This window comes from Clostridioides sp. ZZV14-6153 (assembly GCF_020657855.1).
In the GTDB taxonomy this organism is placed as follows: domain Bacteria; phylum Bacillota; class Clostridia; order Peptostreptococcales; family Peptostreptococcaceae; genus Clostridioides.
Map to the genome: position 1 here is coordinate 417,781 of NZ_JAGWCZ010000002.1, position 25,145 is coordinate 442,925.

Here is a 25,145-nt window from a genome sequence, read left to right on the forward strand (position 1 = left end):
AAGTAAGGAGGCGAAATATGGATAAAATATTAAGAGAGATACAAAGAGAAGACAAGAAAAATCCATACACTGACCAAGAACTTGCTGAAATATTAAATGTAGCTAGGTCTGAAGTAATAGCAGTTAGAAAAAAACATAATATTTTAGATTCAAGAGAAAGAAGAAAACAAATCTTAATAAAAGATATATCTAAGATTGTAAATGAGAATCCACAAATGTCTGAAAGAAAAATAACTGAAATTTTAACCGAAAATGGCTATAATATATCAAGAAGTGCAGTATCAAAATTACTAAAAGAAGAAAATTTAAGCCAACCGAAAGCTGAAATAAAAGATAAAGAACTAGTATCCTCTGGAAAGCATGTAAAAGTTAGTAAGGCTGTAGAAGAGGATGGGTTTGAAGAATTAATAGGTATAAAAGGTAGTTTGAAAGAGAAAGTAAACCTAGCTAAATCAGCAATAATGTATCCTCCTAATGGTCTTCATACTATAATATATGGGGAAACAGGTGTAGGTAAGAGTGAGTTAGCTACATGTATGTACAAATATGCTGTGAAAAATAATATCAAAGAAGAAAATAGTCCATTCATAGTATTTAACTGTGCAGATTATGCAGAAAATCCTAACCTATTGATAGCTCAGCTATTTGGAGTAGTAAAAGGTGCATACACAGGAGCAGATGCAAATAGAGAGGGTCTTGTAGAGCAAGCCAATAATGGAATTTTGTTTTTGGATGAAATTCATAGATTACCTGCTGCTGGTCAAGAGATATTATTTTCTTTAATAGATAGAGGTGAATTTAGGAGATTAGGAGAGAGTAGTTCTAATAGAAAGGCAAATGTTCTCATAATAAGTGCTACAACAGAAAATCCAGATTCTAATTTACTTCAAACATTTAGAAGACGTATACCAATGGTAATAAATTTACCTAATATGAGTGAAAGACCGAAATCTGAAAGATATGAAATAATAATAAAATTCTTTGAAAGAGAAGCAAAAAGAGTAAATAAAAACTTTATAATAACTAAAGAAGTGATGTGTGCACTTATGAATTATAAATGTACTGGGAATATAGGGCAGTTAAAGAGTGATATACAAGTAACTTGTGCTAGAGCTTTTAGTAAGGCAATATTTTCTAGTGACAAGGTAATTATAGATTTAGATAGCTTAAGAGATTATATAAAAAGTGGATATTATGATTGTAATTGTGAAGATGAAAAGTATTCTGAGTTTTCAGTTGAAGATATATATATAGATATTAGTGAGTTAGTAAGTGGAAAAAATAGAATTTTGTCTGATAATGAGATAAGTGAAATATACAATTATGCAGAAAAAGAATTGAAGGTTCTAGAAAGTAAGTGTTTTTCAGAAGAAGAATTAAAAAATGCATTTATAGAAAAATTAGATAATAAATTTAATGCTATTAAAAACAATAAAAACTTGTCTGATAGAAGAAGTCGAATAGATTGGGGAGGACAGTTAAAAGAATACACACTAGAGATAATGGACAAAGTAATTGTATTTATTAAAGAGCAATTTAAACATGTAAATCAAGGGTTGTATTTAGCTTTAGCGATTCATATTGAGCATGCTATAGATAGAATAAAAGATGGAAAAACTATAATAAATCCAAGTTTGGATAAGATAAAAGCATCAATGCCAATGGAATATGAATTATCCAGATATGTAATGGGAATAGTGGAAGATTTAACACAAGTTACATTCCCAGAGGATGAACTTGGATATTTAGCATATTATATAAATAAATTTTGTTACAATGAAGAAAGTATAAAAGATAAAGTAAAAGTAGTTATAGTTACACATGGTAAGGTTGGAATTGAAATGTCTAATGTTGTAAATCATATCCTTGGTATAGAATGTACATTGGGTATAGAAATAGCACTTACAGATTCACCATCAGAAGGAATAGAACATGTATTAGAAGAACTTAAAAAGATAGAAGCACAAAAAGGAATTTTAGTTCTAATTGATATGGGTTCTTTAGTAATCCTTGGTGATGAGGTTGAAAAAAGACTTGGTATTAGATGCAAGACTGTAAATAGGGTGGATACATTATTAGCAATGGAAGCAGGAAAATTGGCTACAATTGAAGGAAAAAGTTTAGATGGTATAATAGCGGATTTAAAGAAAAATAAAAATTATGCTATGGTAAACACAAATAAATTTAGTTATAGAAAAAATGAATATGGAAAGAAAAATGTAATTATTACATTATGTTTAAGTGGGGTAGGCACAGCTTTAAACTTAAAGGAACATATAGAAAAGCAAATTGAGGAATATGATGCTTCAATTGAAGTAAAGCCAATTGCTTTTTTAAATAACAATTTAGAAGATGAATTAAATGACATTGAAGCTGAATATAATATTATTGCTATTTGTGGCACAATTGATATAGATTATAAAAATGTACCTTTTATTTCTTATAATGAGGTACTTGGAAAAAATGGAATTAACAAGGTATTAGAACATTTAAATAATAAACAACCATCTTTGAGTAGCGATAATCAATTGAATAATTTAATACATGAAGATTTGATTTTATATGATTTTGAAGGAATCTCAAAGGAGTATATAATCGATACTCTTGTATCAAAGCTTGAAGAAGGTGGGTATGTAGACTCAAAATATATATTAAGTGTGTATAAAAGAGAGGCTATGGGAAGTGTTGTAATGGCTTCAAAAGTTGCTGTACCACATGGACTTCCAGAAAATGTTATAAAGCCAGCAATAGCTATAGCAAGATTAAATAAGCCCATAGTATGGGACAATAAATTTATGGTAGATTTAGTGGTACTACTGGCACTTAAAGAAAATAATAAGAAAGAAATACGAAGCTTATTTTCAAAGATTAATGACCAACATACTTTAGAAGTTTTATTAAATACTGAAGATAAAAACGAAATAAAAAAGATATTAAGTTAACTAAGTATAGAAAAGATAGACACAAAAAATTTGCTTTAGTATAAAATTTAAAATTATTTAATTGCTAAGTAGTTAATTACTTGATATAAGGCTAATTCTATGAAATTGATTTATATGATTTTATAGGATTAGCCTTCTTTATTGATAAATAGAATATATAAACTATTTTAAAACTAAAATATAGAAGATATAATAAGGATAAGTTATTATGTTAAAAAATTACAGAGTGGTCATCATAATTATTTAGAAAATAATTTCATACAAGAAGATGATAAAAAGCCTGTTTTCTAAGGGAAGAATCTCAAGACAAGTACATTTCAAGTAAAGGTTGATGAAAGTGGAACATATAAAATTACTGCTACAGGGAAGAAAACTAAAGGAAGTGTGAGTTTTATAAAAAATACTGATTGATGAAAAATGAATAATCCTGCAGGTAAACATGGACATTTTCATTGTTATTGCAGGATTTATTGTATATTTTAGAGATTTATATTTTCTAAATATGTGCTACTTGATTTTATAACATCTATACATGCTTTCACCACTTTTGAATGAAAACTTAAAATAAACTTTATCATTAGAAAAATCTTTTTCCATAGCCACTAAGTCTTGTTCTTCTCCAGCCTTTCCACCAGTTCCAACTAAAAACACATCTTTTTCACTATCTATTTCTTGAACTGACCCCATATATTTGTAGTAGTCATTTATGTTATATGAGTGATATTCAGTAACTTTTTTATTTTCTTCATCTAATTTTATTTTAATAACTCTTGTAGATTTATTTTTTACACCATTATCATATAAAGTTATATATCCATCATCTGTAATTCTAGCATTATGTTGTCTTGAGAACTTTTGATTATCTGTTAAATCAAACTCATCACCCAATCCTCCTAAAGTCCAAATAATTTCTCCTGTTTTTCTATCTAATTTAATAACTTCATCTAAATTTCTAAATGAGCAGATTAGATTTCCGTCTTTTGGGTCGATAGTCATAGAATTAAAATGTACATAATCTAAGGATGTATCACTTTTTTCGCTAAAATTATTTTGTTCAACACTTTCTGCATATAGATTTTCATGGTCAATGCTTTCCCATTGCCATACAACTTTTCCATCCTTTATTTCTTGTAATACACTATTTACTACATAAGGAGAATTTCCTTTACTCAATTTTGAAGGAATATTTGTCGCCTTAGTCTTTTGATAACTAGAAACAATATAGTGATTATCATCTATGTATATAAAGTCATGGTTTTCTAACTCAGTACCAGATTCTATGTTTTTACTTTTCTCCATAGTAATTTTATTTATTTCATTATAATTTTCATCTAATATTACAAGATATGTTGGTGAGTATCCAACAGAACTTATTCGCTTTGTTGAGTCTTTATCTTGAAGTAAATATCCATATCTAACTTTACCATCATCTGTAGTTATTTTTTTAAAATCAAAAGGATTTGATTCGACTTCCTTGTAAAAAATTATATTTCCTTGGTTATTTAATTTAAATACAAAATTATGTTCTTCATTGTGTGTAGTAAGATAATAATCACCATCATAAGGGCTGTTTGCAGTAACAGTATACTTTGGAAAATCTTTTGAAAGAGAGTTTATATAATAATTTCTATATGAGTTTTCACCATTATACATTACAGATATTTTTACCTTAGAAGAGCTGTTGATTTCTTTCAATTTAAAAGTAGATTTATCATTTACATTAATTTCTTTATCATCTATTTTGACACTGTTTACACTTTTAGGATTTTTTATTGTTATACTATTTTGATTTGTTGAATTAAGTTGCTTTACGTTTTGACTATTAAAAATCCCTTCCTTAGATAGTGTTACATCATAACCATTTACAGTTATATTAAGTGTTTTTTTCGAATTACTTTGAGATGCAAAGACTTGTTTTACGAAAATACCAGAAACAAATAAAATACTACATAAAAATACTACCTTTAATAAATTTTTTCTTTTCATTCTTAATCCCCTTTTCATATTAAGTTTTTTATATTTTCATATTGATTTTATTATATAAATAAAAACATACTATGAATTTAATTATGCATAACGTGAATTTTGCTAGACAATTACATGAAAATTCATTCACAGTAAAATAACTAAACAATAAATATGAAAATTAATGCTATTTGGATTGAATAATTTTATAAAATAGCTAAGAAACAGAAAAAACCATTCATAAAAAATAAAAAAACCATTCCTGTAACAAAAAAAACCACGAAAATAAAAAAATATATGGATAGTTAAGTGCTTAACAAGTAAAAATTAAAATAAAAATTAAAAAAAATTTATCTATGAAAGTTGGCTAAAATCCTACAATTGAACATTGTTTTTGGGAAAATGTTTTCTTTTATTTCACAAAAAAAGCCACTTTTTGGCACGGTATATGCTTTATATAAAGACAAGAAAACAAGATATGAGATAAGAGCAATTAGGAGGTGCAAATATGGAGTTTATAAATTTTGTAAGTGATAAAGTTATAAACCTTAAAATGGATTGTAAAACAAAAGAAGATTTCTTTAAGGAAATACATAATAAAGTTTTTGAATTAGGCTTTGTAAAAGAAGAATTTGGAGAAAAAATACTAGGAAGAGAAAATGTATTTCCAACAGGCTTAAACTTAGGTGATTATGGAGTAGCAATACCACATACAGATGCAGAATATATTAAAGAACAATTTATAGCAGTCTGTACTTTTAATGAACCAGTAGTATTTAGTTCTATGGAAGACCAAGATGAAAAAGTATCTGTAAATTTGGCTTTCGTTTTGGGGCTTAATCAACCGCACAGTCAATTATCTGTATTAACAGAATTGATGGGGATTATGCAAAATAAAGAATTAGTTGAGAAGCTAATGGATTCTACTGATAAAGAAGAAGTTTTAAAGACAATAAAGTCTTTATAAAAAATAAAAGAATAAAAAGTACTAACAATAAAAATAAGAAAATAAAAATTATTAGGAGGAAATAAAAATGAAAAAAATATTAGTAGCATGTGGAGCAGGAATAGCAACATCAACAGTAGTTTGTGACAAGGTAGAAAGATTAGTTAAAGAAAATAATATACAAGCAGAAGTTATACAATGCAAAATAGCTGAATGTGCAACAAAGCAAGATGGAGCAGATTTAATAGTATCAACAACTATATTACCAACAACTTATAATATACCAGCAATAAAAGCAACAGCATATATAACTGGAGTAAATACAGCAGCATTAGATAAGAAAATACTAGATGCTTTAAAATAATCCTAGCATAAATAAATTGAAATCATATTTAAAAAACAGAAAAAGGAGGATTTATAAATGGATAAATTATTAGCAGTAGTACAGTATATTTTAAATATGGGACCAACAGTAATACTACCAATAACAATTGTAGTCTTAGGAATGATATTTAGAATTAAGTTTACAAAAGCTTTAAAATCAGGTCTTACAATTGGTATAGGGTTTGTGGGTATAAACTTAGTTGTAAACCTATTAACTTCAACACTAGGGCCAGCAGCTCAAGGAATGGTTGAGAGATTTGGACTTAATTTAACAGTAATAGATGTTGGTTGGCCAACAACAGCATCAGCAACATGGGCTTCACCAGTTGCACCAATATTAATACCAGTTTGTTTATTAGTAAACTTACTATTATTATACTTCAATAAAACAAAGATATTAAACGTTGATATATGGAATTATTGGCACTTTATAGTAGCAGGTGCAGTTGGATATATAGTAACAGGAAGTTATATCTGGGCTATATTCTGTGCGATATTAATGGAATTATTAGTACTATTTATTGCAGAAAAAACAGCCAAGAATGTTCAGGAGTTTTATGATTTGGAAGGTATAGCATTACCAACTGGTTCAACAGCTTCATTTGCTCCACTTGGATATTTAGTAGGTAAATTTGTTGAAAAAATACCAGGAATAAATAAAATACAAGCAGACCCAGATTCTATACAAAAAAAATTCGGTATATTTGGTGAACCAATGATGATGGGGATTATACTAGGGATAATACTTGGAGCGCTTGCTGGATACGATGTAGCAGGAATATTCAATGTAGGTATATCAATGGGTGCAGTAATGTTACTTATGCCTAGAATGGTTAGAATATTGATGGAAGGTTTAATTCCAATTTCAGAATCAATAAGAGATTTCTTACAAGCAAAATATGGAGATAGAGAACTTTATATAGGTCTAGATGCAGCAGTAGCAACTGGACATCCAGCAGTTATATCAACAGCTCTTATACTTGTTCCTATAACTTTATTCTTAGCAGTTATATTACCAGGAAATAAAGTTTTACCATTTGGTGACTTAGCAACAATACCATTCTATATGGCATTTATAGTATGTTTTAGAAAAGGTAATATAGTTCAATCAGTTATAACAGGAACTATAGTAATAGCTATATCACTTTATATGGCTACAAATTTTGCAGATGTTCATACGCAATTATTACAACAAGCAAATATGATGCCAGAAGGAACAACAATGGTTACAAGTATAGATACAGGTGGTAACTTACTAAAATGGGGAATATTGAAATTATCTCAATTAGTTTCTTCACTTGGAATATTCTAATATTTAGTTAATAGAGATTACTCTTTTTTAGTAAAGTATGCGAAAATTTAACATTTAGCAGCTACTAGAAAAGAGTAATATTTTTTATAAATTTTTAAAAAATACAAAATACAAAAGGAGGAGATTTATCGTGAAAGCAGCAGTATTACATGGCACAAATGATATGAGATTTGAAGATATAGAAATAAAACCATGTGAAAGTGATGAAGTAAAAATAAAAGTTATGGCAGCAGGAATATGTGGGTCAGATCCTCCAAGAGTATTAAAACATTGGAAATATCCAGTTCCAGCTATACCAGGGCATGAATTTTCTGGAGTAATTGCAGAAGTTGGTAAGGATGTAAAAAATGTAAAAGTTGGAGATAGAGTAGTTGCAATTCCTTTTATACCTTGCAATGAATGTGAATATTGTAAGAGAGGGTTATTTTCATTATGTGATGACCATGGTATGTTAGGAGCTAAAACTTTTGGAGCTTTTGCAGAATATGCAAACATAAAAGCTACAAATGTTTTACCAATAGGAGACATGGATTTTGAAGATGCTGCTATGATAGAACCACTTGCAGTTGCTATGCATGGAGTACTTAATATAGGTATCCAAGTTGGAGATACTGTAGCTGTAATGGGTAGTGGAACAATGGGTCAACTAGTAATACAAGGACTTAAGATAGCAGGAGCTGGAACAATTATAGCAGTTGATATATCTGATAATAAATTAAGAGAATCAAAAGAATTAGGTGCTGATATAATAATTAATGCTAAAGATGTAAATCCAGTAGAAAAAATAAAAGAACTTACTGGTGGAAAAGGTGTTGATATAGCACTTGAATGTGCAGGTTCTAAAATAACTCAGGAACAATGTTTACTTATAACTAAAAAGAAAAGTAAAATAGGATTTTTAGGAATAGCATATTCAGATATAACTTTATCTGAGGAAGCATTTGAAAATATATTTAGAAAAGAACTAGAGTTAAAAGGTTTCTGGAATTCTTATTCTGCACCATTCCCAGGACAAGAATGGACTAAAGGAATCACTTTAGTTAATGAAGGAAAAATAAAATTAAAAGAAATGGTATCTCATAGATTTTCACTTGAAGATACTTATAAAGCATTTGAAATGATAAGAGATAGAAAAGAAGAATTTAATAAGATATTAATTTTACCACAAGGGGTTGAAAAATAAATGAAGGCAGTAGTTAAAACTAAACCAGGTTATGATAATGTAGAAGTATTAGAGGTAGAAGAGCCAAAAGCTACAGGAGATAAAGTTAAAATAAAAGTAGAATACAGTGGTATATGTGGTTCAGATATACATTCATTTAAAGGTGAATATGCAAATATAAAAGCTCCAGTAACTTTAGGTCATGAATTTTCTGGAATTGTCGTAGAAATTGGTGAAGATGTTAAAAATATAAAAGTAGGAGATAGAGTTACATCAGAAACTACTTTTGCAACTTGTGAAAAATGTATATATTGTGCAACTAAAGACTACAATTTATGCCCAACTAGAAAAGGTATTGGTACTCAAGCAGATGGAAGTTTTGCTGAGTATGTATTATCAAGAGAGGAAAGCATACATGTACTTCCTGAAAATGTATCTTTATTATCAGCAGCTCTTACAGAGCCACTAGCTTGTTGTGTTCATGCAGCTCTTGAAAAAACTACTATAGAAAGTGATGATACAGTATTAATAATAGGACCAGGGCCAATAGGTTTATTATTAGCTCAAGTTGTTAAATCTCAAGGTGCTACAGTTATAATGTCTGGTGTTACAAAAGATAAAGAAAGATTAGAAATAGCTAAAAATCTTGGAGTAGATAGAACTGTAAACGTAATGGAAGAAAGTCTAGCAGATGTAGTAAATGAAATGACTGATGGAAATGGAGTAAATAAAGGATTTGATTGTTCTGGATTTATGCCAGCAGTTAATGAAGCTTTAAGATTACTTAGAAAGAAAGGAACTTTCGTACAAGTTGGAATATTTGCTAAAAAACTAAATGAAATGGATCAAGAAGCAATAATTCAAAGAGAGTTACAATATATTGGAAGTAGATCACAAAAACCAAGTTCTTGGATTATAGCATTAGATTTAATGGCTAGTGGAAAAGTAAATACAGAAGCATTAGTTACAAGAACTGTTGGTTTAGACGAATTTAAAGAGGGTATTACAGCTTTAATGAACGGAGAAGAAATAAAAGTTGCAGTAAAATCTTAAAAAAACATTTGTATTATTTTAAAAAAAATTGTAAAATCTACTGTAGGATAAAAAAATGTAAGGTCTTAAAAAATAACAGGAGGAAAAAAGTATGAGCACTCTTAGAGATCATTCTAATAATATTAGAAAAAACATAATAAAAATGGTTGCAGAAGCTAAAAGCGGGCATCCAGGTGGTTCATTATCAATAGCTGATATGTTAACAGTGTTATATTTTGATAAAATGAACATATGTGTAGAAAATCCAAAAATGGATGATAGAGATAGATTTGTTCTATCAAAAGGTCATGCAGCACCAGCTTTATATGCTACATTAGCAGAAAAAGGATTTTTCCCAGAAGAAGAATTATTGACACTTAGAAAATTTGGTTCTAAGTTACAAGGACATCCAGACATGAAAAAAGTAGCAGGAATAGATATGTCTACTGGTTCTCTTGGACAAGGTTTATCTGCTGCAAATGGTATGGCGCTAGCTGGTAAATTAGACAACAAAGACTACACAGTGTATACTATATTAGGTGATGGAGAAATCCAAGAAGGTCAAGTATGGGAAGCTGCAATGACAGCATCACATTATAAATTAGATAACTTAATTGCATTTGTTGACTTAAATGGATTACAAATAGATGGTTCTAATGAAGAAGTAATGAATGTTAGTCCAGTAGATGACAAATTTAAATCTTTTGGATGGAATGTAATAGTAATAAATGGACATTGTTTTGATGAAATAGGAAATGCAATAGATGAAGCTAAAAAAGTTACAGGAAAACCAACAGTAATAATAGCTAAGACTGTAAAAGGTAAAGGTGTTTCATTTATGGAAAACAATGCTGCATGGCATGGAACAGCTCCAAATGCAGAACAAGCAGAACAAGCATTGAAAGATTTAGAAGGAGGTCTATAGGAATGGGAATAGCAACTAGAGAAGCTTACGGACAAGTATTAAAAGAACTTGCAGAAAATAAAGATATAGTAGTATTGGATGCAGACTTAGGAAAAGCTACAAAAAGTATATCATTTAAAGAAGTTGCCCCAGATAGATTTTTTGATATGGGGATAGCAGAAGGTGACATGATTGGTACAGCAGCAGGTCTTGCTACTTGTGGAAAGATACCTTTTGCAAGTACTTTTGCAATATTTGCAGCAGGTAGAGGCTATGAGCAAATAAGAAACTCTGTAGCATATCCAAACTTAAATGTTAAAATAGCAGCTACTCATGCAGGAGTAACAGTAGGAGAAGATGGAGGAAGTCATCAAGCTATAGAAGATATATCTTTAATGAGAGGTATACCAAATATGGTTGTATTAAATCCAGCAGATGCTTTAGAAGCAAGACAAGCACTATTTGCATCTATTGATTATAATGGACCTGTATATATAAGATTAGGTAGAGCTGCAACTCCAGATGTAAACAGTGAAAACTATAAATTTGAAATAGGAAAAGGAACTGTTTTAAGAGAAGGCTCTGATATAACAGTAATAGCTACAGGAATAATGGTAGCAAAAGCATTAGAAGCAGCAGAAGAACTTGCTAAAGAAGGTGTAAATGTAGAAGTTGTTAATATATCTACAATAAAACCTTTAGATGAAACATTAATAAAAGAAAGTGCTAAGAAAACTGGAAAAGTAGTTACAGCAGAAGAGCACAGTATAATTGGTGGTTTAGGTTCAGCTGTATGTGAAGCTTTAGCAGAAACTAAAGATGTAGTAGTTAGAAGAATTGGTGTTAAGGATGTATTTGGTCAATCAGGTACACCAGCAGACTTATTAAAACATTACGGATTAACTACTGAAGATATAGTAAAAAATATAAAAGAATTATTATAGATGTAAATATCATTGAATAATAAATTGATTTGATATAAATCAATTAAAGCTGTCTTAAAAATAGAAAGAAATTTCTACAATGGGACAGCTTTATTTTTACGATAATTGTAAAATATTATATAAAAAGGGGTGCTTTTTAATGAAAATATCTATTGGGTGTGACCATGGTGGTTACGAGTTAAAGGAATTTATAAAAGAAAACTTAATTAATAAAGGTATAGAAGTTGAAGATGTAGGAACAAATTCAAAAGAAAGTGTAGATTTTCCAATATATGCAAAAAAAGTAAGTCAAAATGTTCAAAGTAAAAAATCAGATTTAGGTATACTTTGTTGTGGTACAGGAATAGGTATGTCTATTGCCGCAAATAAATTTAAAGGAATTAGAGCAGCAGTTGTGTCAGATTGTTTTTCAGCCCAAGCTACGAGAGAACACAATAATACAAATGTACTTTGTTTAGGGGAAAGAGTTATTGGAAAAGGATTAGCAATGAGAATTGTTGAAGAATGGTTAAATTCAAGTTATAATGGAGAAAGACATGCAAGAAGATTACAAATGATTGATGATATAGAAAATGAAAACTTATAAATAATGAAAATTTATGACTAAGGAGGAAAGTTATGTCTATTATTTGTGCTTCAATAATGTGTGCAGACCAAATGAACTTAAAAAAAGAACTAGAAGCTCTTGAAGAGGCTGATGTAAAATTGCTTCACTGTGATGTTATGGATGGAATATTTGTCAAAAACTTAGCCATGGGACCAGAACTATTAAAGTCAATAAGCGAAAATACAACTATACCTTTAGATATTCATTTAGCTACAGAAACTCCAAATAAGTATATTGATATGATGTCTTATATAAAGCCAAAGTATATTTCTTTTCATGTGGAATCAAGCACAGATGTAAAAGCTGATATACAAAAGTTGAGAGATTATGGAATAGGGCCAGTGTTAGCAATAAGTCCCCAAACTAGTGTAGATAAAATAGAAGAATATATAGGTTTAGTTGAGGGTATCTTAGTAATGACAGTAAATCCAGGATTTGCAGGTCAAAAGTTTAATCTCTCTGTTTTAGATAAGTTAGATAAGCTTACAGAGATATTAAAAGATTATGATAATCCTCCATTTATAGAAGTTGATGGAAATATAAATAAAGATACTATTAGACTTATGAATGGCAAAAAAGTCGATATATATGTTGTTGGTACATCAGCTTTATTTAATGACAAGCCTCCAATTTCATATAAAGAGAAGATAAGAGAGCTAAAAGAAAGTATAAAATAGTTAATAATAAAATTATAAAATTTGTATATTTAGATAATGTAAATTTTAAATAAGTTAGGAATTTTATAATATTTAATAAAAATTTTAATTGAGTAAGGAGAATGTTTATGGGTGACATATACAAACTGCAAAATGGGACAGATATTAGAGGAATAGCATATAAAAATGATTCTAAGGAAGTTAATTTAACTGTAGAAGAAGTAAAAAAAATAGCTAAAGCATTTCATATTTGGTTAAAAGAAAAAACTAAAAAAGACAAAGTAACTGTTGCAATAGGAACTGATTCTAGAATAACAGGGAGTCAATTTAGAAACACTGTTATTGAAACTTTAATCAATGATAATTGTAATGTAATTGATTGTGAGATTGCTACAACACCAGCAATGTTTATGACAACTATTATGGATGGATACCACTCTGATGGGTCAATTATGATTACAGCTAGTCATTTACCTTATTACTACAATGGATTAAAGTTTTTTACAGAAAATGGTGGTCTAGAAAAAACAGATATAAAAGAAATGTTGGATATAGCTGTTAAAAATGATAGTGTACAGTCTGAAAGAGTAGAAAAAAAAGGTACAGTTGTAGTAAAAAATTTAATAGAAGATTATTCTAATTTATTGATAGATAAAATTAGAATAGGTGTAAACTCAAGTAAAAACTATGAAAAGCCTTTTTCTGGACTTAAAATACTAGTTGATGCAGGAAATGGAGCTGGAGGTTTTTTTGATGAAAAAGTTTTACACATCCTGGGAGCAGATACAACAGGTAGTCAATTTTTGAACCCAGATGGTATGTTCCCAAATCATATACCAAATCCTGAAAATAAAGAAGCAATGGAAAGCATCTGCAAAGCCGTATTAGATAATAAGAGTGATTTAGGAATAATATTTGATACAGATGTAGATAGAGCTGCTATTGTAGGTAAAAATGGTAAACCAATAAATAAAAATGCTCTTATAGCTGTTATATCATCAATAATATTAGAAGAACATCCAAATACAGCTATAGTAACTGATTCTATTACTTCAGAAGGTCTTGCTAAATTCATAAGCGAATTAGGAGGAAGACATCATAGATTTAAAAGAGGATATAAAAATGTAATAAATGAAGCTATAAGATTAAATAGTGAAGGTGAAGAGTGCCATTTAGCTATAGAGACATCTGGACATGCTGCTTTAAAAGAAAATTATTTTTTAGATGATGGAGCATATTTAATAGCTAAAATTTTAATAAAAGTTGCAAAACTTTCTTTAGAAGGAAAGACTATAGAAGAATTGATAGAAAACCTTGAAGAAGCAAAGGAAGAAAAAGAAGTTAGAATAGGCATCAATAAAGAAGATTTTAGACCATATGCAGAAGATATATTAAAAGAATTAGATTCTCATATTAATGATGTTGATGGATGGTCTGTTGCACCAAATAACTTTGAAGGTATAAGAGTTAATTGTAATGAAGCAAATGGAGATGGTTGGTTTTTACTTAGAATATCATTACATGAGCCATTGTTAGCTTTAAATATTGAATCAAATAAAGTTGGTGGAGCAGAAGAAATTTACTCTGAATTAAAACTTTTCCTAGAAAAATATGACTTAAAAGGTCTTTAGGATTAATAAAAAGCATATACTTATATTAAAGAATGGATGTAAATTTATACCTAAGATTACAAATATTACAAAATTGTAATCTTAGGTAACAGATATGTAACTGATTATGGAAATTCTATGTGATATTATAAATACAGAGAGATGAAATACATGATGATTTATAGAGAAATATAATTTAAAATGTATTAATATCGCACTAAAAGGTATAATCAAATAAATATGTAAATATAAACCCCAACATTTAGAAAGAGACCTCCAAGGAGGTTTTTTTCTTGTTTACTCTTAAAAAGCATAAAAAATAATTATGTATAGATATAAAATTTTTTCTTTAAACAAATACACAATGTCATTATATAATAACTTTATTAGAACGATAAGGGGATAATAATATTATGTTTAAGGACAAATATGTTGAACGTGTTGAGCAGTTTATAAATGCATATTTTGTAGATAGGGATGTGAAAAAATGTATGTCTTTTTTTCACAAAAATATATGTTGGATTGGTACTGGAAAGTTTGAAGTAGGGAATAGTATTGAAAAAGTAGAGTATTTATTAGAAGAGTATGTAAAACAATCACCAGATAGTTTTATTTTAGAAAAGTTATGGTTAGATAGTAAAGAATATTCAAAAAATTTACATGCTGTATTTGGAGAGTATCTAGTTGGTAAGAAAACTAAAAAAGGTTATAATTTTCAAGTAGAAATAAGAATAACATACTTATGTGTTGAATGTGAGGGAGAAATATTAATAAGTAGTGTTCATACTTCTGTTGCAAATGATTTACAAAAAATAGGTGAGTATTTTCCGATAAGTTTAATGGAAGCTGAAAATGATAATTATGGGCATTTAGTGGGAGATGAGGTTATAAGAGTGATGGCCTACATCATTCAATCATTTAGAGATTACTATTTATTTGCTGGTAGATACGGTGGAGATGAATTTATTGTTTTGACAGAAAATATAGAAAAAGCAATTCATATTGAATCTAAAGTTCATAATAGTCTACTTAAATATAAATTTAAAGACCTTGACTATAAAATAACTGTAAGTATTGGAATTTCTTAATGGATAGACTTTGACTCTTTTGAAGCATTTTTAAGTGAGGCAGATAAAAAACTATATAAAGCTAAAAAATCAGGAAAAAATAAGACTATATATTAGAGTAAGTATATAAGTATATTAAAAATAGTTTTATGATTTTAATAAGGTTGTAAATTGCAAGTTAACCATTTATAGCATGTAATTTAAAATAAAAATTATTTTGAAATTTACAACCTTATGTATTTAATATTAATTAATTTTTTTAAAAGAAAGGGCTACTTTAAATAAATCAGCATCTATAATTATTTCCATAGCTGCATTTTGTAGTTCAATTATATTTTGAGAAATTGATAAGCCCAGACCGGAGCCATCTGTATTTCTTGATATATCACCTCTTCTAAATCTTTCTATTAATTCTTCTGGTTTTAGATTTAGTTTATCATTTGAAATATTTTTAAATGTTACTATTATATCTTCATCCTTTATAAACATATCTATGTAAACTCTAGTATTTTTCATAGAGTATTTTAGTATATTGCCAATCAGGTTTTCAAATACCCTCCAAGTCTTTTTTCCATCTATCATAGTAAATACAGATTCTTCAGGTGTTTCTATTATAAAATCTAAATTACTGTTTTGAATTTTATCTTCAAGTTCTACTATACTTTGAATTAAGAGCTCTTTTATATCAGTTTTTGTTATATTAAATTCCACATCACCACTACTAAGCTTAGAAGCTTCAAATATATCCTCTATTAATAATTTTAATCTTTGTGATTTTTTATCTAAAATATTTATATAGTCGTTTATTGTTTCTTTATCAAAGTCATTATTTTTTAACATATCAACATAGCTTAATATAGATGTAAGTGGAGTCTTTAAATCATGAGATACATTTGTTATAAGCTCTGTCTTCATTCTTTCACTTTTTATATTAGCATCTACAGCAGCCTCAAGACCATCTGTTATACTATTTATGCTTTTGGATAAATCAGATATTTCATCGTCTCCTATCACTTCCAACTTATATTTTAGATTTCCATTTTCAATATTTTTTATATTTTTCGAGATATTATTTATGTAATTAAACTTAGTAGATAAAAAGTTGTATATAGAAGAATAAGAAATTATACTTACAAGTGTGAATAAAACCTCTATAACTATTGCCTCCGCATAATATACACGCATAAATAATACTAAAACTATGTACTGAATAATTGCTTGTATAACTATAGAGATTAAAAAAGTTATAGCTAGTTTCTTATTTATAGTTTTTCTATTATATATGCTAACAAGGTCTGAAAAGAATCTATATGTTATAGACATATCTTTTGGATTATAGCCACCATGTTTTATATTTTCATATATTATATAAATTACAGATAGAATAAGAAAATTAAATACAATTAAATTGGCATTGTAGAACATTTTAGTATTTGTAAATATGTAAAATCGTAATACTAGAAGTATTAAAATTAATATAAGTATAATTTCAATTTTTATCTTAGAAAAGAAAGTAATAATGTTTTCTAAGAGTTTAACTTTCTTTTGGCTATTTTTTTTATATAATATAAGAAATAACACAGATAATAAACAACTTGCTAATGTAATACCTTCACAAATAAACTTTAAATTTGCTTTTGGTAAGGATAAAGGCGTACCAAAATAATAGAAATAAGGTATAATCTCCTCATTATAGAAATAATTATACTGATTAATATCAATAAAGTTATTATTTAAATCGTATATTGTTTCAAATAATGTAGAAAAGGAGAGAAATAATAGTAATAATAAAATAAATTTTGCTCTTGAATCATTAATAATTAAGTTTTTCAATTTTGTAACCAATTCCCCACACCACCTTTAAATATTTTGGTTCTTTTGAGTTTACTTCAATCTTTTCTCTAATTCTTCTAATATGAACAGCAACAGTTCTTTCACAGCTATAAGCATCTTCATTCCAAACTTTTTCATAAATCTCATGAGAGGAGAATATTTTTCCTTTTCGTGATAGGAGAAGAGCAAGTATTTTATACTCAAGAGGTGTCATTTTAACTTCTTCACCATCTAAAGAAACTATTTTTGTATCTGTATTTAGCTCAAGACCTCCACTTTTTAAAACATAATTAGTATCGTTTGAGCTATTTGTATTACTAAAGTCTCCTAAGTTTATATATCTTCTAAGTTGAGATTTTACTCGTGCAGTAAGTTCTAGTGGATTAAATGGTTTAGTTATGTAGTCATCAGCGCCCATATTAAGACCTATAATTTTATCCATATCTTGTGATTTTGCATATAGAAGGATTATAGGAATATTCTTTTTTTCTCTTATTTTGAGTGTAGTTTTAAGACCATCTAAATTAGGCATCATTACATCCATTATTATTAATTTAATATCATTTTCAATTAATATATCCAAAGCTTCTAAGCCATCGTATGCTTTTAAAACATTAAGATTATCAGGTCTTAAATAGAATTCTATAGCATCTACTATTTCTTTATCGTCATCTACGACCAATATATTTTGATTCACTTTATTATTCCCCCTCGAAATTTTATTTTTAATCAATCTTTATTTTATACTAAAAATTGGTTTCAGAAAATAGTAAGTATATTAACTGATTAGCTCTAAAAATATATTAACAAATATAAATAACAAAGGAGTTTCATAATTATTAAGAATTTATAACAAATATTTATTTTAAAATAAATATTTGTTATAAATTAGGGGTGTGGAGTATAGAAGGAACATTTTTATCATTTAATAATTTATCAAAAGACTTGTGGTCAGATTTATAACCAATACCTTCTCTGCATTCTGATTCATCAATAAGTTTGTATTGTTCACACGCATTTTTTACTTTTTCATAATCCTCAATAGAATGAGCTTTATAAACTATTTTGTTGTTAAAACTTATTTCATGAGCAAACTTAGGTTTTACAAAGTATTTGGCATCTTTGATTTGACCAGAGTTATACAGACCTTGAATGACAGAGCCATTTTTTATATGTTGTAAATGGTCATCTAACTTATAAGTATGTGCTATATGGGTTACACTTTTAAATTTTTTTTCAAAAGTAATTGCAATTTCTTCCATAGAGTTAAAATTAGTAGTACCATTTACATTTTTTTCTGGCAATATTATTATATTTTCTCTTTTTACTCCTAGATTATTAAGAGAAGCTAAGAATTCTCTATTTCTATATTCTGATTTTTGGCTATCTGTAAGAGTTTCATATTTTTTATATCTATCGAAAACAGATATACCACATCCAGTAGATACTAAAACCACAAATACATGATTTTTTCCTCTTTCTTTTACAGCGTTTACAATAGCACTGCCAGCCCACAATACTTCATCATCTTGATGTTGAACATAGAAAACAACATAATCTTTAAATTTTCTATGACTATAATTAATATAGCTATTAAAACCTGTTAAAATCAAGCATAAAACTAAAATGATAGATAAAATTCCATACTTATTTATAGTAAACTTCTTGTTTTTAAGAGTCATTTAATCATCTCCTGAAAAGCTGTCTTAGTTATATTATCAATCAAAGTATTAAAAATTATTTCTTAAAAACTAAAAATTATAGAGTAGATTAATGGAATAAATTTTTTTTGTGCTAAAGTAAAATTAAAAAAATTTTATATATAAGTAAGAAAAAAGAAGGGATGGTTTAGATGGTTGATATCCTATGATTGCCACCTTTGGATTATCAAATTTATTTTTTATAAACTTAGGAAAATTCTTTTCACATATTTCTGGTTAATTATTTTTACAGTGAATAGTTTTATCTATCATATTGAGATATTTTATAACAGCATTTAATGACGCTATAAAAATGCTTCTATCTTTAGTATATCTTCTATCTGCATCATTTTAGACAAGTGATTAACCCTTTTTTCATTGCTTTAATTTAGTGCGGTGTTAAGTATTTAAACTAAATTCAAAGGCGTAGATTTAGTATTATTAACGCCTTTGAAAATTTAGATACTGTTATAATTTTGTTTGTTTATACTCGTTTATATAGTATACTAGTAAAATAGTATTAACATTAATTACACAACGATTTTAATTGTGCTTTTAAGAATAATGTTATATTTTTAAATATAGTTCTTTTATCAAGGTCATTTACATATATATCTTCAATGCATGAATCTACAATAAATTCCTCACATAAATCCACTTCTATGTCTAATTTAGGATTATATCTGTAACCATTTATTGTAACTATTGGTTTTCCAGGTGGTGAAATAACTATTCCTTCTTCATATGTCAAGCATTCAAATTTGGCATATGGAATTATATATGCTAAAAATGGTACTTCATAATGTGCAGAATGAACTGATTGTTCATCTACTAGAGCAGTATATACTATTTTCTGTTTTAATAAGCCATTCACTATTAGTTTTCTTCCATTTAAGCATGTTCCTTCAGCATTTTGTAGTATTGTAAATGCACTAGTATTTTCACAATCAATTGGTATTCTACTTAAACTTTCAACAAGTACAATTAATACACCATTTTCTCCAATTAATATATCAAATGAAGGTGTAATGATATTATTAATTATTGTTTGTAAAGTTGTTATTAATATTTCTATTAATGGTCCTTCAAGTGTACTAACTGTTTCAAATATATCATTGATAACAATTTGTATAGATTTTAGTAATCTTATTAAATCGTCTGCTCTACATATTATAGAATTAAGAGATTCGCATACTATTCTTGCTATATCAGTTTGAATTGTATTTAACAAATCATCAATATCAAATAAAAGAGAATTTACAGATGGTTGAACTAAATCTAGTAATCTTTGTAGTTTAGCTAATAAAGGATTTATAATCTCGCCTAATCCAGGTATTAAAGGTATTGCATCCTTAATTGTTGATATTAAATCATTTATTCCACCAATCAATGTATTAATTGTTGTCTGTATATTTGTTTCTAGAAACTCATCTAATATAATTTCTATTCTATTCAATATATCTAAGCTAATATATAAATTATATGATTTATATGCAAATGGAGTTTCTATAAGTTTTACTGAAGTAATTGTTGCGCTTGCATAAACTTGATCTATATTTTCTATATCAGGTTTTAATCTTGGGATGGGAAGTATCTCAGGAATTGAAATCTCTGTCCAATTTAAGTTTTCCTTTTTACATCCATTCATATTTAATTTTGATACATCACATATACCTAAAGTTTTGATATTAAAGTCACATTCACAAGTTTTTTTATTACATCCCATTTTTATTCCTCCTCATTTTATTTAAATTACTTAACATATTTTTGATGCCTTTATAAAAATAGTTGTATTTTTAAAGACACTTCTTTCTGATAATACACATGCATATATATCCTCTATATATGCTGTTATCTTAAATTGTTGGTATAGTGGTGTATTTTTGTCTATTATTATAAATACTGAAAATGGTATATTAAAATGTGCAGAATGAACTGATTGTTCATCTAGCGCTGCTGTATAGATTATTTTTTGTCTTAGTAGTCCTTCTATTATTAATTTTCTTCCTGTCAAATTTGTACATTCTCCATTTGGTATAGTTTCTCCTGGTATAGAGTTTCCATTACATGAGATGTATCCGTTTACCAAAGGTGTTTTTATTACTCTTTGAGATATTATATCTACACAAGAATGTACCTCTACTATATCTTCTATATTTGGCTTTTGTGATGGTATATCTACTGTTTCTGATACAAAAAACTCTGTCCATTTGTTTTTATCTTCAGGACAAGGGCATTGTAAAACTTTTTCTATTTTTGATTCTGGATAGACACCAACAATATTTAATATCTTATCATCGCAACCGCATTTATCATGGAATTGATAAGATGTGCCATTTGTATAATTAGAATTTAACATTTCCTCTACTCCTTATTTTTATAATTTTATAATGTATTTCTTGGTATTGCATATAATAATAGTGTTGTATATTTCGATATAGTTCTTGCATCTAATAGGCTTACAGACAAATCTTCTATACACGCATTTACTTGATAATCTACATCAAGTGAGTCTAATTTCATTAATTGTGTGGCATTATTAAAAGTAATTTTCTGTGGTATAACTATATAGCTTGAAAATGGTACATAAAAATGTGCAGAATGAACTGGTTGAGATTTTTCATCAGCTGTATAAGATATTTTTTGACACAATTCACCCTCAACAATAATTTTTCTTCCTGTAGAGATTTTTCCTTCTAAGTTTGGTATAAAATCACAATTAGCATCTAAAGGTGATACAGGTGTCTTCACTACTTTTGTTCTCAATATATTTACTGATACATTAACTGAGTTTATTTGTTCAATATCTGGTTTTTGTATTGGGATATTTAAGGTTTCTGGTATATACATCTGAAACCAATAAGGATATTGACTTATAACCTGTGTAACATCGTCTGTGTCACATAAACCACTTATATCAATTAAATCCATATTACAAGCACATGCATTACTATTCATATTTATCTCTCCTTATATAATTTATTGAAAGTTTTTAGCTCTCAATATAATCTATTTAAATTTCGACTTTTTGTTACAAGTTTTCGAATATTTTTATTTTTTTAGTCTTTTTATAACAATATATGATTTTATATCATATATAAAATGTATATAGAAACTTTAATCTCTATATAATTATAAAATTAAGGAGATGTTTATATGAATGAAAGTATTTTAAAAACTGGAATTACCCCCTTAGAAGATTATCCAGATAACAAATGTATGAAATACTATAAAGAATTTATAGAAGATGATATACTATGTGTTCCAACACAAAAACCAGATATAGAATGTATTAATGAAGTAAGTGTAAAGATATGCATAGAAGATAAGGAGATTATTAACACGATACTAGGGCCAAAATTAGTTATAAAAGGATTAAAAAATATTAAGATTATATATACTGGAGATAATTGTCAGCAGTCTCTTCATTCTGCACATTGGAGTATACCATTTTGTCAATTTATTTTGTTAAAAGATTTGAGATATGATAAGTGTGATAATATTATAGAAACTATTTTTATTGGAATAGAGAATATTTGTGTAAAACACTTTGATTGTAGAATGATTGATTTATCACTATTATTTATAATTTGTCCACAACTTCATAATTGTAATAATTGTAAATGTTGTAGAAGTTATTGTATGCATAATCCAAATTTATGCTATTACGATAATGATACCTGTTCAGATAGTTGTAATAATGTTACACCATGTAAATATAGTCTTGGGGATAAATATAATAGCAAAATGAGATACAAATAAATATTTAAATAAGAGACAATAAGTATATTTACATATATTTATTGTCTTTTTATTCAATGAAAGTAAGTTTCTATAAGAGAAAATTTAATAATCATTATAAATAGATATATAATAAATTAATATAATATCGTATTATTAAACTTTATAATTGTTACTATTTGAGTTAAAATGTTGGAAAAAATTATATATCAGTAAATTTAAGATAATAAAAAAAGACCTCAATTACATGTAAAAATAAGGTCTTTTTATGGGTTTCAAAAAAAGTAAAAATATTATAGATTTTTACTTATACAAAAGAAGTTATCTATTTTAGATTTTAAATCCATTGAGATAACTTCGTTTGTATTATAGTTTGCATCTTATTATAAAATATTTCAAATAGCCAAAAAATTATATTATTTGTATTATTTAATATATTTAGCTATCAAAATATATTAGATTAAAATAATATACTCTATTATACTTAACATAGTTTTTGAAAGCTTTTGTTTTTTATAAAAATAAGATTTTTAGTAGTTTCTATTACATTTTTTTGTATAGCATTGTTTTTTGTACTTATCAAAACATTCTTGTATATTATCTTCATAGTTGTTTATATAAGGTGAGTTTTCATAATAAACATTATAATAGTCACATCCATGATGTTCATTATGATTACATTTTTTTGAACCACATTTTATAAATGCAATAGCTAATTTAATTAGTTCATCAATTAACTCCTCTATTTGATCCAATTCTTTTTCTAAATCACAAATTAGACAATCACAGAAAGAAGATTTTACATCTTTTTCATCATTGCATGAAATACAATCACTACAGAATATTAATAGTATAATTATTTTAGCTATAATAGATATTATTAAAAGTATAATTTGTACTAATAAGCAAAATAATTTTCCTACTAAAAATTCACATTTATCATTACAGTTTATTTGTCTTATAGCTTCAGCTAAACACTCAGATAATCTAAAAGCTCTTTTTAATTCTTCTCTAAGTTTGCAATTTTTTACATAGTTAGAATCTATTAGAGATTCTAATTCTTCGGAAAGTTCATTTAATATGCCATTATCTAAATTGAAATTTAAATCTTTCTGAAAATCTAATTTAATTTTTGCATCAGATAAATCATAACTTTCGCCAACTAAAAAATATTTTATTATTCTCCATATTTGACAAGGTGTTAAATAAGCTCTTGTATTTGTATTTAAATATTCTTCTTTTGTCAATCCAATTACTAATTTCATTAAATCACTAGAACATGATTCTAAATTATTCTTATAATATTCTAAACTCTTTGTATTATCCATTCTTTACCACTCCTATACATTTATTAGGATAAATTCAATATCCTAATATATATATATGACTTGGGTACATTTATGATACAAATAAAAACAAAATTTTACATTAATATATATAAAAATACTATTTTTACTTGAATTATATAATTTTTTTATATTTTGTGTAAATATATGAATGAACATGTGAAAGAACTTTTATGTAATAGAGGTATAATAAGAGTATTGGATTCTATAAGTAGATTAAAAGAATTTTTACATAAACTAAAAAATCGTCCTGATAGCAATCAAGACGATTTTAATGAATAAATCATTACTTAAATTATTTTGAATTTGAAACTTCGCTCTAGACTAATAGATTGTAGTTTATTTTTTGTTTTTAATACAGATTCACATCTTTATCATATTGTACTTTAACAAAAAATAAAACTTTGAATGCTAGAAATATATTTTAGTTAATTTTTTAACAAAATATTATTTAAAAGTAGATAAAACTAAAAAGGGGGTTTTAGAAAATAAGGTTCATTTAATTATACTTACTTACTAATACCATCACTTGATGCAAACAAGATTCTACTACATTTTCTCCGTACTCTAGTATAAAATCATCTAACTGTGTATCTATAAAATCACAATAATCATATGAACTGCCAATATAAGCAGTTAACATATGTGTACATCTATCCATTTTATCTCTAAACATATATTATTATCCCCCTAAAAAACTTTCATAAAAACAAAAAGAAAAATATCTTTTTGGCAACTGGCTGACATAACTTATAAGATATTTTACAAGTCTTAGTCCCTATAGTTTTGCGTCACTAAATTTCTCTAGTTTTGCCGATTTAGTTTTATTCTACAACTACAATAATATAACAGAATTAGTTATTATTCAACATAATTATTTGAAAATTGGATAAATTTATAAATATGAACGTTATTTTACTTCAAAAAAATAAACTAAACGTATAAATTATATGGTAAAAATTACCTGTATCAATTGTGATTAGAAGCTTCTATT

Annotated in this window: 23 protein-coding genes and 1 riboswitch; of the genes, 14 read left to right on the forward strand and 9 right to left on the reverse strand. The window is 27.0% G+C overall.

The genetic code is table 11. The features are described 5' to 3' along the window. Positions 1–17 precede the first annotated feature (17 nt). The gene (locus KGF46_RS04680; protein ID WP_227861817.1) at positions 18–2,942 is read left to right on the forward strand and encodes a sigma 54-interacting transcriptional regulator; all 2,925 of its coding nucleotides are present in this window, start codon (positions 18–20) and stop codon (positions 2,940–2,942) included. Between the two features lie 507 nt (positions 2,943–3,449). Here KGF46_RS04680 and KGF46_RS04685 read toward each other — a convergent pair. After that, positions 3,450–4,928 (reverse strand): arylsulfotransferase family protein, encoded by a 1,479-nt coding sequence (locus tag KGF46_RS04685; RefSeq protein WP_227861818.1) that lies wholly within the window; start codon positions 4,926–4,928, stop codon positions 3,450–3,452. A 487-nt stretch (positions 4,929–5,415) separates the two neighbouring features. Between KGF46_RS04685 and KGF46_RS04690 the strand changes: the two genes are divergently transcribed. The 11 genes from KGF46_RS04690 to KGF46_RS04740 all read left to right on the forward strand — a co-directional run bounded on the left by KGF46_RS04690 (position 5,416) and on the right by KGF46_RS04740 (position 15,552). Then, positions 5,416–5,874 (forward strand): PTS sugar transporter subunit IIA, encoded by a 459-nt coding sequence (locus KGF46_RS04690; RefSeq protein ID WP_227841403.1) that lies wholly within the window; start codon positions 5,416–5,418, stop codon positions 5,872–5,874. A 67-nt stretch (positions 5,875–5,941) separates the two neighbouring features. After that, entirely contained in the window at positions 5,942–6,217 is a 276-nt protein-coding gene (locus KGF46_RS04695) for a PTS sugar transporter subunit IIB (RefSeq protein ID WP_021385190.1), read from the forward strand. A 57-nt stretch (positions 6,218–6,274) separates the two neighbouring features. Beyond that, positions 6,275–7,549 carry a PTS galactitol transporter subunit IIC gene (locus tag KGF46_RS04700; RefSeq protein WP_227482790.1) on the forward strand — a complete coding sequence of 425 codons (1,275 nt, stop codon included), beginning with the start codon at positions 6,275–6,277 and terminating at the stop codon, positions 7,547–7,549. 130 nt (positions 7,550–7,679) lie between these two features. Beyond that, entirely contained in the window at positions 7,680–8,732 is a 1,053-nt protein-coding gene (locus KGF46_RS04705) for a galactitol-1-phosphate 5-dehydrogenase (RefSeq protein ID WP_227432710.1), read from the forward strand. After that, positions 8,733–9,764, forward strand: a complete 1,032-nt coding sequence (locus KGF46_RS04710; protein ID WP_227432711.1) for a zinc-binding dehydrogenase — start codon at positions 8,733–8,735, stop codon at positions 9,762–9,764. Positions 9,765–9,855: 91 nt separating this feature from the next. Continuing rightward, complete coding sequence (locus KGF46_RS04715; RefSeq protein WP_227829233.1) at positions 9,856–10,668, forward strand: transketolase; 813 nt, start codon at positions 9,856–9,858, stop codon at positions 10,666–10,668. A gap of 2 nt (positions 10,669–10,670) precedes the next feature. Beyond that, entirely contained in the window at positions 10,671–11,591 is a 921-nt protein-coding gene (locus tag KGF46_RS04720; protein WP_227829232.1) for a transketolase family protein, read from the forward strand. A gap of 139 nt (positions 11,592–11,730) precedes the next feature. Next, positions 11,731–12,177: a ribose 5-phosphate isomerase B gene (gene rpiB / locus KGF46_RS04725; RefSeq protein ID WP_227829231.1), complete on the forward strand. Its 447-nt coding sequence runs from the start codon at positions 11,731–11,733 to the stop codon at positions 12,175–12,177. Between the two features lie 32 nt (positions 12,178–12,209). Beyond that, a complete protein-coding gene (locus KGF46_RS04730) occupies positions 12,210–12,875 on the forward strand; it encodes a ribulose-phosphate 3-epimerase (RefSeq protein WP_227829230.1) in 666 nt (221 codons plus the stop codon). Between the two features lie 107 nt (positions 12,876–12,982). Further along, positions 12,983–14,485 carry a phosphomannomutase/phosphoglucomutase gene (locus tag KGF46_RS04735; protein ID WP_227829229.1) on the forward strand — a complete coding sequence of 501 codons (1,503 nt, stop codon included), beginning with the start codon at positions 12,983–12,985 and terminating at the stop codon, positions 14,483–14,485. Positions 14,486–14,877: 392 nt separating this feature from the next. Further along, on the forward strand, positions 14,878–15,552 hold the full coding sequence (locus KGF46_RS04740; RefSeq protein ID WP_227829228.1) for a diguanylate cyclase: 675 nt from the start codon (positions 14,878–14,880) through the stop codon (positions 15,550–15,552). A gap of 225 nt (positions 15,553–15,777) precedes the next feature. Here the strand turns inward: KGF46_RS04740 and KGF46_RS04745 are convergent, their stop codons facing one another. From KGF46_RS04745 to KGF46_RS04770, 6 genes are all read right to left on the reverse strand, one after another. After that, positions 15,778–17,376 carry a sensor histidine kinase gene (locus KGF46_RS04745; protein WP_227861819.1) on the reverse strand — a complete coding sequence of 533 codons (1,599 nt, stop codon included), beginning with the start codon at positions 17,374–17,376 and terminating at the stop codon, positions 15,778–15,780. Then, positions 17,345–18,061 (reverse strand): response regulator transcription factor, encoded by a 717-nt coding sequence (locus KGF46_RS04750; RefSeq protein WP_227861820.1) that lies wholly within the window; start codon positions 18,059–18,061, stop codon positions 17,345–17,347. The genes KGF46_RS04745 and KGF46_RS04750 overlap by 32 nt, the downstream gene beginning before the upstream one ends. Before the next feature lie 184 nt (positions 18,062–18,245). Then, positions 18,246–19,046 (reverse strand): PIG-L family deacetylase, encoded by an 801-nt coding sequence (locus tag KGF46_RS04755; protein ID WP_227830472.1) that lies wholly within the window; start codon positions 19,044–19,046, stop codon positions 18,246–18,248. Positions 19,047–19,590: 544 nt separating this feature from the next. Further along, positions 19,591–20,790: a hypothetical protein gene (locus tag KGF46_RS04760; RefSeq protein ID WP_227830471.1), complete on the reverse strand. Its 1,200-nt coding sequence runs from the start codon at positions 20,788–20,790 to the stop codon at positions 19,591–19,593. 30 nt (positions 20,791–20,820) lie between these two features. Continuing rightward, complete coding sequence (locus tag KGF46_RS04765; RefSeq protein WP_227830470.1) at positions 20,821–21,423, reverse strand: DUF3794 domain-containing protein; 603 nt, start codon at positions 21,421–21,423, stop codon at positions 20,821–20,823. Positions 21,424–21,449: 26 nt separating this feature from the next. Beyond that, positions 21,450–22,022, reverse strand: a complete 573-nt coding sequence (locus KGF46_RS04770; protein ID WP_227830469.1) for a DUF3794 domain-containing protein — start codon at positions 22,020–22,022, stop codon at positions 21,450–21,452. A 198-nt stretch (positions 22,023–22,220) separates the two neighbouring features. Here KGF46_RS04770 and KGF46_RS04775 point away from each other — a divergent pair, with 198 nt between their 5' ends. Further along, the gene (locus tag KGF46_RS04775) at positions 22,221–22,826 is read left to right on the forward strand and encodes a DUF3794 domain-containing protein (RefSeq protein ID WP_227830468.1); all 606 of its coding nucleotides are present in this window, start codon (positions 22,221–22,223) and stop codon (positions 22,824–22,826) included. A 509-nt stretch (positions 22,827–23,335) separates the two neighbouring features. On the opposite strand, the gene KGF46_RS04780 is transcribed toward KGF46_RS04775, so the two are convergent. Next, the gene (locus tag KGF46_RS04780; protein ID WP_227861821.1) at positions 23,336–24,133 is read right to left on the reverse strand and encodes a hypothetical protein; all 798 of its coding nucleotides are present in this window, start codon (positions 24,131–24,133) and stop codon (positions 23,336–23,338) included. 165 nt (positions 24,134–24,298) lie between these two features. Between KGF46_RS04780 and KGF46_RS19975 the strand changes: the two genes are divergently transcribed. Further along, positions 24,299–24,433: a hypothetical protein gene (locus tag KGF46_RS19975; RefSeq protein WP_255640444.1), complete on the forward strand. Its 135-nt coding sequence runs from the start codon at positions 24,299–24,301 to the stop codon at positions 24,431–24,433. Between the two features lie 217 nt (positions 24,434–24,650). Here the strand turns inward: KGF46_RS19975 and KGF46_RS04785 are convergent, their stop codons facing one another. Beyond that, positions 24,651–24,827 (reverse strand): hypothetical protein, encoded by a 177-nt coding sequence (locus KGF46_RS04785; protein WP_003416990.1) that lies wholly within the window; start codon positions 24,825–24,827, stop codon positions 24,651–24,653. A gap of 52 nt (positions 24,828–24,879) precedes the next feature. Next, a riboswitch (cyclic di-GMP riboswitch) is annotated at positions 24,880–24,976 on the reverse strand. Positions 24,977–25,145 lie beyond the last annotated feature (169 nt).